The following is a 14,219-nucleotide window of genomic DNA, read 5'->3' as shown; positions in this document are numbered from 1 at the left end:
ATCAAATTAAATACGACAATAAAAAAAAGAAAGCAAACTGGCTACTAAATATTACAGGAGCCACGGAATTTTTAAAATTAACTCTGGCTACTAAAAGAATTAGAACCATGACAAAACCGGCAATATACCATGCAATATAATTATTAACAGGAGCATCTAAATTTTCCCAATACCACATATCCAGTTTGCCGGCTACCTGCTCAAGAAAGAAATCATAAAAAACCATTAACAAAGGCGCCAGGAATAAGGCTAAAGGTTTTCGTATCTTAAATTGGTTTAACAAAGAAACTGAGGCATAGGACAAGATAAGCCAATTAATCCCAATTATCAAAGGAACTCTGAATAACTTTGGGCCGAGAGCATTTCCGTATATGTAGCGCCCGAATATCTGCCCGGTTTGAACGCCTATCACTTCGATAATATATCCAAGAAAAAAAACAGATATCATGCCAGCTACAGAAAAGAAATTATAATTATTATGATACAAAATTACTAAGTAAACGCTTATAAGAAGAGATATCGGTATCAGTGCGGTAAATAATCCCCGAGTGAATGGTAGAATAAAGCCCACTACTCCTACTATATAATAGATTACAACAAATCTTCTGATTTCAGATTCGTTAATTTTATTCTTAGGAAAATAATTCATAACTATTATTTATATGATTTTCAGTTTATACATAAGAAACACTTTGAACATAATAAGCGATTTCCTGAAATTGGAGATTCTGAATCTTTTTGAAAGAACCATTTCGGGCGTTGCTTTTTTAATTTTCTTAAACAATGCCATATAGTAGAAATAAGCTAAAGCGACAGCCAATTTAGACTTGCCCGGCAGCCGTTTCAGTCCTTCATATGCTTCACGGAATTCCGAGTCTATAACCGCTTCGATTTTTTCTTTCGTAACAACATCAAATACTCCATTAATAATTTCAGGAAAATAATTTCTATTCAACTCATTTATGTCGTTTTTTAAATCTCGCAGGAAGTTAACTTTTTGAAAGGCAGACCCCAATTTGCGGGCAGGCAATTCCAATTCTTTATACAAACCGGTATTGCCATTACAAAATACTTTGAGGCACATCAAACCGACAACGTCTGCAGAGCCGTAAACGTATTCGTTTAATTCTTCCTGATAATAATAATTGCTCTTTGTCAAATCGCTTTCCATACTTTTCAAAAAAGATTCTATTTGTTCTTTTTTAATGTCGTACTTAATAGCAGTATCCGCGAAAGACATTAACACCGGGTTGATAGATATCTTATTATTGAGGGCATAATAAAGATCTTGTCGTAGTTCATTTAGCAAGAATAACTTATCGTACTCGTGAAAAGTATCCACAATTTCGTCTGCTAAACGAACAAAGCCGTAAATGGCATAAATCGCTTTTCGTTTATCCTTTTCGAGAAAGAAAGTCGCCCACGAAAATGATGTGCTGTATTGTTTGGTAATTAATTCCGAAGTCTTAAAAGAAGTCTCTAAATATATTTTAAAACTCATATTCCCTTTATTAATATTGCATTTATGCTCTAAACGATATAAAAAAAAGAATTAGTTCCATGTCGGAATAAATAACTTACTAATGATTTGTATTGTGAATATAACTCAGGGGATATTTATATCCAATTTAAAAATGGCAGGGCTGTTTACTGCTGCGGTCTAATAGCTAGGCTTCTTGATTATGTTTTCTATTTCTTCTTCTTAATCTCTTTTTTAAAATTCTTTATCATCTTGCCGAAGTTCTTGTCTTTTTGCCGTTTTTCCAGAGCTGACATTTCATAGTAATTTTTCTCTTTTTCGAGTTTCAAAAAATTTTTGTACAAAGCCTTGTCGATTTGACCCGAGCCGACTGCTTTCAATACGGCGCAGCCCGGTTCATTAGTGTGCGTGCAGTCTTTAAATTTGCAGTCTGTAGAAAGTTCGTAAATAAGCTCGAAAGTCTTTTCCAGTCCGGTCGACATATCGGTAATTCCCACTTCCCTCATGCCGGGATTATCGATCAACACTCCGCCTTTATCGAGAACGATTAATTCCCTGTGGGTCGTTACATGCCTGCCTTTGTTTGTGCTTTCGCTGACGACGTCCGTTCGCATTATATCTTTACCTGCTAGGTTGTTAATAAGAGTCGATTTTCCGGCGCCGGAGGAACCGAGCAAGCAGCAGGTTTTTCCTTTCTCAATTAGCTTTTCCAGATCGTTCAAGCCCTCTTTTGTAATGTTGCTTACGGTTACAACGGGAACATTTATGATCCTTTTTTCCACGCTACATTTAATCGAAGCGAGCGTCGCAGCGTCAATCAGATCGATTTTCGTCAGAACGACGACGGGACTAATGCCGGAAGAATAACAAAGCGTCAGATAACGTTCGATACGGTTGACGTTAAAGTCCCTGTCGACGGATTGAATTAAAAACGCATAGTCGACATTTGTTGCAATTATTTGGGCTTCACTCGAATTACCCGCAGCTTTTCTTTCCAGAATCGAATAGCGCGGCAATATTTTATGGATTACCGCGAAGTCGTTTGCATAAGCAGTTAACAGAACCCAGTCGCCTACGGCAGGAAAGTCCATTCTCGACTCGGCTGAAAAACGCATATTGCCTGTAATTTCCGCTTCGTATTCGCCTTCGGAAGTAAGAACAATGTACCTTTCTTTATGTTCCGCGGCAACTCTTCCTGTTTGTAAGCCCTCCGGGAGCGACTGAAATTCGCTTTTTTCTAGAAATACGGTATAACCGATATCCGCAAGATTCATTTCTTTTAGTTTAACTCTATGTTTTGGAGCAAATAAATATAGCGAACTTTATATAATAATTAAGGCAAAAAATATTTTCTATTTTTTCATATTTTTAATAAAGATTAACGATCCTGTAAACAGAGTATCGTTTTTTATTTTGAAATCTCTGATAATTACGCCGGTATTAGTCGTAAACGACGAGTCGTCTTTCAAATAAATCTTGCCTTTTAGAACTCCCCATATAAAGTTATAATAGTTCCCCGATTTTTTTATCTCAATCGAAGGCCAAGAATCGGTTTGATATATTCCGGTGATTGCATCGTTTCTGTTGTTTGCTTGCAACAAAAGAGAATCGGACGGATAAGATAAATTATTTTGTTTAAGAAATGCTTCCCTAAAAAACGCAAGCTCATTTTCAATAATGCTTTCTGCATCCCGTTCAGACATCAAATTATAAACATAATTCGCCATAAGATGCGGCAATAGAAAGGCTCGGTTATCCGTAGAGAAAGCAATTATGCCAATTTTTTTCTTCGGAATGAAAGATATATGGCAGCTGATGCCGGCATAGCCGCCGAACCTGGTTAATATTGTATCTCCATTATATTCGGCAATATCCCAGCCCAAACCGTATCCAAAGCGATCGTATGTAAAATATTTTCTGTTTTGTAACGCAGACGGCGAGTGCAAAAGAATCCAACTTTTCTTATTCATTAAAATTTCATCCTGTCTAATGTTAGCCGCCAGCCAAAGCGATAAATCTTTTGTCGTTGAAATAATACCGCCGGAAGCGTGCATGGTTATATCTTTTTTATAAAAGCCGGAGGAAATGATTTCATTATTCCGAGATACGATAACCGAAGGTCGGATTAAATCGGCGTTGTAATCGGAAACGTTACAACTTGTATGTTCCATTTTCAACGGCACAAATATTTTTTCCCGCATTAATTCTTTCCAATTTTTTCCCGTAACTTTTTCTGCGATTATAGCCGCCACAATCGTGCCGACATTCGAATATCGGAATTTATGCGACGGATCATATATAAAATCATTATTAATGTCTTCCAGAATTTCCGAGTTTAAACCGCTGTAACCCAGGAAAGCCGTTTTCCATGTTAGCCTGACGCTGAATATGCCGTGCGTATGATTCAAAAGGCTTTTCAACGTAATGTCAGCCGTATTTATTCCGCCTCCAAAATTCAATTCCGGTAAATAGTCTGCAATAGATTTATTCAAGTCCAGCGTTCCTTCTTCATCGAGCATACACATTAAAGCGCCGGTAAATGCCTTCGTATGCGACGCTATATAAAATGGAGAATCGATGTTAAGATCCGTGTATCTGCCTTCAATAATATTACGATTAATAACGGCATAGCCATTCACGCCGCATTCATCAACTACAGCTATCAGAAAATCGCCTCTCAATCCGTAATCATTAAACACAGTTTTTATTTTGTTTTCAATTTTATAAAAGAAGTCATGTTTTTTCTCGCAATCTTTTCCGCCGTCACAATCTCCCGGTAAAGGATAGGAAACAAAGGGAAACCATAATAAACATAAATAAAGAAGTCCGATTAAGCGCTTCATATTAATCCTATTTTTCTTACATCTTAAGACTGGAATATCTTTCTACAAGTTACATGGGTAGGTTTGTAAATCGCAGACAAGGAAGCAAGCGCCGGGTCATAAAACTCACTCCCTCAAAATCTTTTCCATAGATTTCCCTTTCGCAAGTTCGTCGACGAGTTTGTCCATGTAACGGATATTCCTCATCAGCGGGTCTTCTATCTCTTCAACTCTGTATCCGCAAATAACTCCGGTAATTTTTGAGACGTTCGGATTGATTGCCGGCGCTTCGGCAAAAAAAGTTTCGAAATCGACTTTTTTGTCTATCTGTTTTTGAAGACCTTTCCTGTCGTACCCCGTAAGCCAGCAAATTACAGTATCCACCTCGTCTTTGGTGCGTCCTTTTTTTTCAGCCTTGCTAACGTAGTGCGGATAAACGCTTGCAAAGGGCATTTTGAATATCCTGGTGTTTTTCATGCGCAATCTCCTTTTTTATCGGCGCTTCAAATTAAAGCGAAGACCGCTATTAGTCAACCGGATTTACTCGAAATGTTTTTCCACTGACGCCACAAGCTTTTTGTTGATTTCTTTAATGTTCTCGTTTTGCTCCAACAGGTCGGACAGTATAGACAACTTTAGCATGATAATATTTCTGAACTCTCTGCTTTTCATAACTTTTAGAATCCGTTCATAATCGTCCGCCGGCGGCATGTCCCAGTCGTCCAGCAAATAAACGCCGACGGATTGAAAATCCATATTGTCGATTATGTAAGGCTGGATCGAATTTACGAGCTCCATTTCGTGAGTTCTTTGTACGAGTTCTATTAAATCGACGGCTTTGTAATAGTTTGCAATATCGTTTTTCAAATCCCGCGAAGTAATAATTTTAAAATCGCCCGACCCGACTAAATTCTGGTAGACCCTGTCGGTGCTGTTGTATGTGGGCATTGTAAGGAGAGACGAAAAATTGTAGTTGAGCGAATCGACCGGGATATCGGGTTTATCGAGCGACGATTGTTCGAGCAGCGTAATCATCTCCGGTATCACTTCATTAATCCATTCGATTGTGTCTTCCGATTTTTGCAGATTGCTTTTGAAATCTTCCAGCATCTCCCTCAAGTAAACCGATTCCAGCTCCCGGTTTTTAATCGATTCGCTCCAGTTATTTATTTGAAGCGCAACCAGAATTCCGACAACCACGAGTATAATTTCTCCCGCGGCGTATTTAAGGTACTTCTGCAATTTCCCTTCCGACAGAAGCTTTTGCCGTATATTTCTAAACAATTTTATCATAAAGCGGCTACTTTTTTGTAATGATATTTTCTAAACTTTTTCACTGATTCTTTGACGTTAAATGAACCGGAGATATACGCAATCAACTATCAATCGAATAATAATAAAACAACAATGATGTATTACGCTATTTATATAAATATTCTTGCGCTTTTATTGCGGAGGAATTATTTGTCCAGCTCCCGTTGAATCATTTTTCTTATTGTATCGATCCGTTTTAACATTGTTTTGAATACATAGATTTTTTGTTTTTCGGTAAAATTCTTCAGCGCATAAGCCGCATCGGCAATTAAAATGATATCGGCGTAATTCCGCTTTATTTTATCTGCGATGTCGTTATTTTTAATTGGTCCGTTTACAGCGCGGCCATTCAATATTTGATAAAAACCCAGATTGCCCGCCTTCTGAAGATTAAACAAATAAACATTGTCATTATCGGTAGCCACGGTGGTCATAATTTTCTGAGCTCGTCTTAAGTTTATTAACTCCGTTCTTAAATTCCTGGGTATCAATTTAATATCTCCGGTTAGTTCGAGCGATTCGATTGTGCTCGAATTAAACGACATGTAATTAAACGTCTCATCAACCCCGCTCAAAGCCATTGATGTTTGCTCTAACGTCGGATTTTCCGAAGAAACATATTCTTTATATGCATTATATGAATTAACGCTCTTTTCCAGACTGTCAATTCGAGAATTAACATTCTTAATTTCGCGGTCCAAATCGATTAGAATCTGTCGGTAGTAAATATTTCTAATACCATTCAATTTCCGGTTTTCGTTCCAGTCGTTTATCTGAAGAGCTATCAAGATGCCGATAACCACAAGTATTATTTCCCCTGTCGCGTATTTAAGATAATTTTGCAATTTTCCGTCGAATAAAAGTTTTAGTCTTACTTTCTTGAAAAAATTAATCATAGCAGTCGTTTTTTTCTTCAGTTCTTTTTTCAAATTAATACCGTACTCTGCTTTTATACAATAGCTATGCGCTTAACGCATTCTTAAAACCGATTTATATATTATATAGATTAAATGTCAAAAAGTAATTTTGTATTCCAATGTTGCAATAAAACTCCTCGTTAAACCATCCGGACGGGAATCTCTAACTATAAACGGAGCTCCTACGTTTAATTGAACACTGTTTTCCTCATTCAATTTATAATCCAGATAAATATTGCCGTTGAGCGTCAAACCGCGAGAACCGATAATTTCATTTTCAATTTCATATTCGTCGGTATATTTATCGTTCGCAAGATGATAGATAGGCAATATACTCGGAGTTATCGTAAGATCCCGGTATAACCTTATCGGATAGGAAACTCTAAGCAGTACATCTCCGCTCCGTTTGAATTTATTCGTCGTTTGGAAATTTCGCAATGGCGAATTTGCAGGATAATCCCCTGAAATAAATTCATTCCCGTTTTGACTTAAAGGCTGCTGTATCGCAGCTACTATCTGAAAGTTATTAATTGCATATGCCGCTCCCATTATTAAATCGAGAGTTCCTAAAGTCGGTTGATAATCCATCGGTAACGAAAGCCCGTCTAATTTTCTATTGGCGTCGGACAAAGGAATTTTAGCGCCTGCGGTAATCACGAACCTATCTGCCGCAAAATAATTCAGATTGAGAAAAACATCCGAAAGTCCCCGCTTCGATATATCGTTGCCGCTTTGGGCTATCGAGGTAATTTTTATATCCACTCCGTATTTACCTGTTACTCTTCCGTTATACTCCAGGTAATTACCATAGACGTTTACGGAATTGTCGGCAACTCCGAAGAATCCGCCTATTTTAAATTGATTGTTTATAGAATTAGCGCTTTCCTGACCATGAGGTTTTAAACCGTTTATCGTACAGACGCCCGCGTCGCTGCAACCCTGTCCGTACGAATAGGTTGAAACAAATAAAAAAAGTGACGCGATTAAAAAATGTATTTTCATATTCACTTTCGTTTTTTTGGATATATATAAAATTATTCCGCATTCGGTAAATTTTCTTCATCGTAAATAAAGGGAATTATCATTTCAACATATAATGGCTAAATAAAATTCATTACGGACTTTAAATAACTTTTACATGAAAAATAGTTTAACTGATATTGCCGCTGTTCTTCATATACGGCAATCTCGAAATTTCTTGTCCTGCAGAATTAAACTATTTACGGGTATGATCGAACGGCGAGCTATTTATCAATGAATGCCACACTTTCAAATTTTTTATTAAAACAAAGCCGCAGCAATTTGCCGCGGCTTTTTGTAAAAGAAGACTTCAAAGCGTCGCTTATTTATTTCAAATCGAATCTGTCGAGTTCCATCACTTTCGTCCAGGCTTTAACAAAATCCCTTACGAATTTTTCTTTATTGTCGTCGCATGCATAGAACTCGGCTACGGCGCGCAATTCCGAATTATGTCCGAATATCAAATCGACGCGCGTAGCTTTCCATTTCGGCTTGCCTGTTTTTCTATCGTGTCCCTCGAATTTGGTTTTCATTTCGTCTGCGGCTTTCCATTCGACTCCCATATCGAGCAGATTGACAAAGAAATCGTTTGTCAATTGACCCGGTCTTTCTGTGAATATACCGTTATCGGAATTGTCGAAGTTGGCATTCAAAGCGCGCATACCGCCTACCAATACGGTCATTTCGGGCACGGAAAGCGTCAACAATTGGGATTTGTCTACAAGGATATGCTCTGCGCATACTGCGGCATTTTCTTTGGCATAATTACGGAACCCGTCTGCAATCGGCTCCAGAACGGCAAACGACTCAACGTCGGTTAAGTCCTGAGTTGTGTCGTTTCTGCCGGGAGTAAACGGAACTTCGATATCGAAGCCCGCGTCTTTAGCGGCTTTTTCAACTGCGGCGCTGCCGGCAAGCACAATCAAATCCGCCAGAGAAATTTTCTTGCCGTCTTTCTGAGCCGAATTGAATTCGCTTTGTATTTTTTCGAGAACGTCCAGCGTCTTTTTCAATTCAGCGGGATTATTAACTTCCCAGTTTTTCTGAGGTTCGAGTCTGATGCGCGCGCCGTTTGCTCCGCCTCTTTTATCCGAATTGCGATATGTGAATGCCGAACCCCAGGCAACTTTAACCAATTCCGAGATTGAAAGTCCCGACTCGAGTATTTTTTTCTTCAATTCGACAATATCGTTTTTATCGACCAGTTTGTAATCGACCGGGGGAATAGGATCCTGCCAGATTAAATCTTCTTCGGGCACTTCAGGACCGAGATATCTCGTCTTCGGCCCCATATCCCTGTGCAATAATTTGAACCAGGCGCGGGCATAGGCGTCCGCGAACAATTCGGGATTTTCATAAAATTTTCTCGATATCTTTTCGTATTCAGGATCGAATCTCAATGAAAGGTCGGTAGTCAGCATTCCGGGACGATGTTTTTTGTTCGGGTCATGGGCATCCGGAACTGTCGGTTCCGCATTTTTTGCCACCCATTGATATGCCCCTGCAGGACTCTTTGTCAATTCCCACTCATATTCAAAAAGATGTTTGAAGAAATCGTGTCCCCATTTGGTCGGAGTAGTAGTCCAGGTTAATTCCGGACCACCCGTCAATGTATCGGGACCTTTTCCTGATTTATATTTGTATTTCCATCCGAGTCCCTGCTCTTCGATATCGGCGGCTTCGGGTTCCGGGCCCATCAACTTCGGGTCGCCCTGACCGTGAGCTTTTCCGAAAGTGTGACCGCCTGCGATCAACGCCACCGTTTCTTCGTCGTTCATTCCCATACGTCTGAAAGTTTCCCGAATGTCTTTGGCAGCCGCAACCGGGTCGGGTTTGCCTCCGGGTCCTTCGGGATTAACGTAAATCAATCCCATCTGGACTGCGGCGAGAGGATTTTCCAGATTGCGTTCGCCTTCATAACGAGTTTCGTCGGAGAGCCATTCTTTTTCGGAGCCCCAGTAAATGCTTTCGTCCGGTTCCCATGCGTCTTCTCTGCCGGCACCGATGCCGAATGTTTTAAAGCCCATGTCTTCCATGGCGACGTTGCCAGCCAGGACGAGCAGATCTGCCCACGAAATTTTATTGCCGTATTTTTTCTTAATCGGCCAGAGCAGGCGGCGGGCTTTATCCAGATTGGCGTTGTCCGGCCAGCTGTTCAAAGGCGCGAATCGCTGGAAGCCTCCGTTGGCTCCTCCTCTTCCGTCGCCTATTCGATACGTTCCCGCGGCATGCCACGACATTCTGATAAATAGCGGTCCGTAATGACCGAAATCCGCAGGCCACCAGTCCTGCGACTGCTTCATTAAATCTTTCAGGTCCTTCTTGAGAGCTTCGTAATCGAGACTCTTGAATGCTTCTTTGTAATTGAAATCTTTGTCCTGCGGATTGGATAGTTCCGAATGTTGTCTCAAAATATTGAGTCGTAAACGATTCGGCCACCAATCCTGGTTTGTGGTTCCTTTAGCTCCGCCTCCGTGCGGGAAGGGACATTTTGCGCCTTCGTTTGGATTGTTACTCATAATTGTCCTCGCTTTTTTTTGTTTAATATTTCTGTTGGTTTCTTCAATTTTCTACACTGTGTTATTAAGCGGGGTGTTATTTTTGGCCCGTTTATAAATATAGTAAATTTTATTTCAAATAATTACAAGTGTAAAATCGCATAATTAAGCTTATAAATCAAATCAATAATTCTTATATTTGCATAGATTTATTCTATATATAAAATATGACGCTGGTACAACTCGAATATTTGATTGCGGTAGAAAAATACGGCAGTTTTTCGGAAGCAGCCCAAAATTGTTACGTTACGCAGCCGACCCTCAGTATGCAAATTCAAAAGCTCGAAGAGGAGCTCGGCATAATAATTTACAGGCGCGATAAACACCCTATAACTCCTACCAAAATCGGCGAAAAAATAATCGCCCAGGCAAAACAAATTCTGAAAGAGAAAGAAAAAATTAATATACTCTTGCAAATTGAAAAAGGCGAATTTACCGGCGCCTTGAGAGTAGCCGTTATTCCCACGGTTTCGTCTTATCTTTTGCCGATGTTTCTGAGTAATTTCATCAAAAACTATCCGGATGTTGAATTGATAATTGACGAAGTTACTACGGATGAAATTATCGGCGGACTTCATAAAGGATATTTCGACATCGGCATTATTGCGCTCCGGTCTTCAAACGGGAATCTAATTACCGAGACGCTTTACTACGAGCCGTTCGTTGCGTTTTTGCCCCCCGACCATAAATTGATAAGGAAAAGCAAACTTAATCAAAACGACTTGAACGTAAGCGATTTTCTCCTATTAAAAGAAGGACATTGCCTGAGGGAACAAACGCTTTCGGTATGCAAAACGGACAACAGCGACTGGGTTTCGAAAGGCTCTAAAGTCGTCTTCGAAAGCGGAAATCTCGACACGTTGATTAAATTGGTGGAACAGAACTTCGGAATGACTTTACTGCCCTATCTTTCGCTTCAGTATATCAAAGACAGGAAAAAATTAAAGCAGATAAAAGAGTTCGTAAAGCCCGTACCCAAAAGAGAAATCGGATTCGTATATTCAAATACTTTTATAAAAAAACATTTGCTCGACGCTCTCAAAGAAGAAATACTCAATGTCATTCCCGAAGAATTGAAAGCGAATAAAGACGGGCTAATAATCAGATGAATATTCAAGGTATTACAATTTCCTGGGTTCTGAACGCCCGCGGGAACTGACTTTTCAAACCTTCGTCCGACGCAACCGCAGTACCGAGAATTTTATCATCATAGAAAACAATTTTTTGCCCTTTGGAATCGAAAGGCCGCCTGATGACGCCGCCTCTGAAATAGATTTCCAGTTCGGATTTATTCTTGAGTTCCGCTCTGTTTTTCGCAACGTATTTACCCAAAATTTGAGCGGCAAGCATGTGAAGCTGCACCCTGTTTTTTTTATCGACGGCGCCGAATTTCGAACCGATGCGATTGAACAACCCCGTATGAATCGAGTCCCATCTGCCGTCGACGAAATAGATATCTTTGCTCCTTTGAATAAAACGGTAGTCGTCGAATACCGATTTTTCGATTCCGTAATAATCCGATATTTCCGACAAATAATTTTTAATATCGCGCGAATTCGCGTTCAACAATTTAATATCGTTTTTGAACCGCGACTTGTCGGCGTTTCTTTTATCGGTTTTATCAGACTTAACTAACTTCGCCACAAAAAAACCTTCCGAACCGGCCTCCCACGGAACAATCCTTTTGGCTTTCGATATTCCGGGATTCAACTTTACTCCTCGGATATCTGTAAATGCTTCTCTGGATTCGACGGGCAATTCCACATCGACCAATTCAACCGGATATTTTTCAAGAATTTTATTCAAGACGAGTTCGTTTTCTTCGAGCGTAAGCGTACAGGTCGAATACACAAGTTCTCCCCCGACTTTTAGCATACGGATTCCGCTTACGAGCAATTTATATTGAATTTCGGCAATGCCGGAAACTTTGTTCCTGTTCCACCAGTTGCTTACCTCGCCTTTTTTCTGAATTATGCCGAGAGCGCTGCACGGCGCGTCGACAAGGATTCTGTCGAAATACTCGTCGAAAAAGCCGCACAGCAATTCTCCTTTTTTATTTAATACTCCGGCGTTGACTACGTTCATTTTATCGATATTATACATCAATACGCGCAGACGGTCGATCGAAATGTCGTTCGAAACCAGAGTGCCTCTGTTGCTCATCAATTCCGAAAGTTGAGTTGTTTTGGAACCGGGCGCGGCGCACAAATCGAGCGTTTTATCCTTAGGGGACGGATTAAGAACGAGCGCCGGCAACATTGACGAAAGACTTTGGATATAATAAGCGCCGAGGATGTAGTCGATTGTTTTGCCGACCATATCGACGCCGCGAGTAACTTCATAAGCGTTCGGAATTCCTTGCACGCCTTTGAGCTCGATTCCGTAATGCGTCAATGCTTCGAATAATTTTTGCTTATCGCTTCGAGGCGAAATGCGAATGTGCGTCTTCGGCTCGGAATCATAGAATTCGACAAAACGACTCATATATTCGTCGCCGAAATTCTCACGCAGATATTCGGTTATGTTCTTTCCTATTTCTATCAAAATCAAAGCCTGATTAAATTGAGAGAGTTGAATATTTTGTTTGTAGCGGCGGCGTAGTTCTTGGATTCCGGAAATTCTTTTTTGTAGTCCCGTTCGATTTCTCTGAGCAGACTATCGAGATAGGTTTCGTACTTTTTGACTGCGCTCTCTATTTCTTCGGGATTTTTCGGAATTACAATAGTATTCGGTTTTTTGGAATTTGCGTAGATTATATATTTAGCCTTGTAGACGTTATCCGTATGAAAATGAACGTTTCCCTTTTCGTCGACTAGCTCGAAAGTATCGAAAAGGGGCGGAGCCAACAATAAATTGCATTGAGGCATTTTAAGCAATTCAGTATCGGCTTCCGTAATAAAATCGATCGGGAAAAACCGCATCGATTGTTTCAACCGTTCGATGCGCCCGACAATAAATTCTTTTTCGTTCATATCTATTTTACCGCTTTGAAACCTGTGTCCCGTTCATCCGGATTTTCGACCCAGTCTGCTACAAAAACATTTGTGTCTCTCGAGGGTTTTCTTTCGGCGTTTCTGTTGGAACAAAAGACAAATTTCTTTCCGTCGAAAGAAAACATCGGGAAAGCGTCGAACGTACCGGAATTTGTAATTTTTTCAAGTCCCGTGCCGTCGATGTTGATCATAAAGATATCGAACAGTCTGCCGCCTTTGTCGATCGAATGATGATTCGAAGAAAATAAAATCTTTTTTCCGTCGGGATGAAAAAACGGCGCCCAATTTGCGCCCGGGAGGTCGGTCACCTGCCGTACGTTTTTACCGTCGATATCAGATACGTAGATATTGAGAGCTTTCGGTTCAACGTAACCTTCTTTCAAAAGTTGTTTGTAAACTTCGGCTTCCTCGCCCGTTGGCCGGCTGGCGCGCCAGACGATCGATCTGGAATCCGGCGAAAAGAATGCGCCTCCGTCGTAACCGAGCTGGTCTGTAAGTTGAACCAATTCGCCCGTTCCGATTTCATAACGCCACAATTCCAGGTCGCCCGAACGGGTGGAAGTGAAGACAATATATTTCCCGTCGGGGGAAACTGTCGCTTCTGCGTCGTAGCCTTTCCCTCCGATTAATAATTTCGTGTCGCTGCCGTCGGAATCAGCTACGTAAATATCATACGAATCGTAAATTGGCCAGACGTATCTGCCGGCGGCAAACATTTTGGATTCCGGACAAAGCGAGTCGGCTTCGTGAGTTGACGCATATATTATTCTGCCGTCTTTAAGAAAATAGCCGCAGGTCGTTCTTCCCTTTCCCGTAGAAATCAATTTATATTTTATACCGTCCTCATAATCGCTAACGTCGGCTTTCATTTTGAAAATCTGGTCGCAGCCCTGCGGATTGATCTTTTCCCAGTCGCTTTGAAAAATCAGTTCTTTGTTGTCGAAACTCCAATAAGCTTCGGCGTTGTTGCCGCCGAATGTCAGCTGGCGGATATTTCTGAGATGATGTTCTCCTTCGAAACGGAGCGTGTCGGCGTCCGGGTTATACTCCTGAGCCGTAATCAACGAAGATATAAACAACAGATTTATTAAAACCAATGCTCTTTTCATTTTAGC

General features: G+C 40.5%; 13 protein-coding genes. 1 reads left to right on the top strand and 12 read right to left on the bottom strand.

The window, feature by feature from the left end; genetic code table 11:
- Position 1: 1 nt before the first annotated feature.
- The 9 genes from ACOYVE_RS12110 to katG form a co-directional block, all read right to left on the bottom strand.
- On the bottom strand, positions 2 to 571 hold the full coding sequence (locus ACOYVE_RS12110) for a carotenoid biosynthesis protein (RefSeq protein ID WP_422882186.1): 570 nt from the start codon (positions 569 to 571) through the stop codon (positions 2 to 4).
- A gap of 87 nt (positions 572 to 658) precedes the next feature.
- Entirely contained in the window at positions 659 to 1,501 is an 843-nt protein-coding gene (locus ACOYVE_RS12105) for a phytoene/squalene synthase family protein (RefSeq protein WP_014856069.1), read from the bottom strand.
- 188 nt (positions 1,502 to 1,689) lie between these two features.
- Positions 1,690 to 2,754, bottom strand: coding sequence for a ribosome small subunit-dependent GTPase A (gene rsgA / locus ACOYVE_RS12100; protein ID WP_014856068.1), 1,065 nt, complete (start codon positions 2,752 to 2,754; stop codon positions 1,690 to 1,692).
- Positions 2,755 to 2,832: 78 nt separating this feature from the next.
- Entirely contained in the window at positions 2,833 to 4,323 is a 1,491-nt protein-coding gene (locus ACOYVE_RS12095) for a serine hydrolase domain-containing protein (RefSeq protein WP_422882183.1), read from the bottom strand.
- Positions 4,324 to 4,428: 105 nt separating this feature from the next.
- Positions 4,429 to 4,779 (bottom strand): DUF2200 domain-containing protein, encoded by a 351-nt coding sequence (locus tag ACOYVE_RS12090; protein ID WP_422882181.1) that lies wholly within the window; start codon positions 4,777 to 4,779, stop codon positions 4,429 to 4,431.
- Positions 4,780 to 4,842: 63 nt separating this feature from the next.
- The gene (locus ACOYVE_RS12085; protein WP_157867332.1) at positions 4,843 to 5,544 is read right to left on the bottom strand and encodes a DUF6090 family protein; all 702 of its coding nucleotides are present in this window, start codon (positions 5,542 to 5,544) and stop codon (positions 4,843 to 4,845) included.
- A 218-nt stretch (positions 5,545 to 5,762) separates the two neighbouring features.
- A complete protein-coding gene (locus tag ACOYVE_RS12080) occupies positions 5,763 to 6,545 on the bottom strand; it encodes a DUF6090 family protein (RefSeq protein ID WP_014856064.1) in 783 nt (260 codons plus the stop codon).
- Positions 6,546 to 6,629: 84 nt separating this feature from the next.
- Entirely contained in the window at positions 6,630 to 7,535 is a 906-nt protein-coding gene (locus ACOYVE_RS12075; RefSeq protein WP_014856063.1) for a hypothetical protein, read from the bottom strand.
- 344 nt (positions 7,536 to 7,879) lie between these two features.
- Positions 7,880 to 10,072, bottom strand: coding sequence for a catalase/peroxidase HPI (gene katG, locus ACOYVE_RS12070; RefSeq protein WP_014856062.1), 2,193 nt, complete (start codon positions 10,070 to 10,072; stop codon positions 7,880 to 7,882).
- 206 nt (positions 10,073 to 10,278) lie between these two features.
- On the opposite strand from katG, the gene ACOYVE_RS12065 reads away from it, so the two are divergent.
- The gene (locus tag ACOYVE_RS12065) at positions 10,279 to 11,220 is read left to right on the top strand and encodes a hydrogen peroxide-inducible genes activator (RefSeq protein ID WP_014856061.1); all 942 of its coding nucleotides are present in this window, start codon (positions 10,279 to 10,281) and stop codon (positions 11,218 to 11,220) included.
- A 4-nt stretch (positions 11,221 to 11,224) separates the two neighbouring features.
- Here ACOYVE_RS12065 and ACOYVE_RS12060 read toward each other — a convergent pair whose 3' ends face one another.
- From ACOYVE_RS12060 to ACOYVE_RS12050, 3 genes are read right to left on the bottom strand one after another with little or no spacing between them, the layout of a single operon-like run.
- Positions 11,225 to 12,655 carry an RsmB/NOP family class I SAM-dependent RNA methyltransferase gene (locus ACOYVE_RS12060; RefSeq protein ID WP_014856060.1) on the bottom strand — a complete coding sequence of 477 codons (1,431 nt, stop codon included), beginning with the start codon at positions 12,653 to 12,655 and terminating at the stop codon, positions 11,225 to 11,227.
- Positions 12,656 to 12,657: 2 nt separating this feature from the next.
- Positions 12,658 to 13,083, bottom strand: coding sequence for a hypothetical protein (locus ACOYVE_RS12055; protein ID WP_014856059.1), 426 nt, complete (start codon positions 13,081 to 13,083; stop codon positions 12,658 to 12,660).
- Between the two features lie 2 nt (positions 13,084 to 13,085).
- Positions 13,086 to 14,213, bottom strand: coding sequence for a TolB family protein (locus ACOYVE_RS12050; protein WP_014856058.1), 1,128 nt, complete (start codon positions 14,211 to 14,213; stop codon positions 13,086 to 13,088).
- Positions 14,214 to 14,219 lie beyond the last annotated feature (6 nt).

The organism is Melioribacter sp., from assembly GCF_049325435.1.
GTDB lineage: Bacteria > Bacteroidota > Ignavibacteria > Ignavibacteriales > Melioribacteraceae > Melioribacter > Melioribacter roseus.
This window is presented reverse-complemented; position numbering and strand designations above follow the sequence as displayed.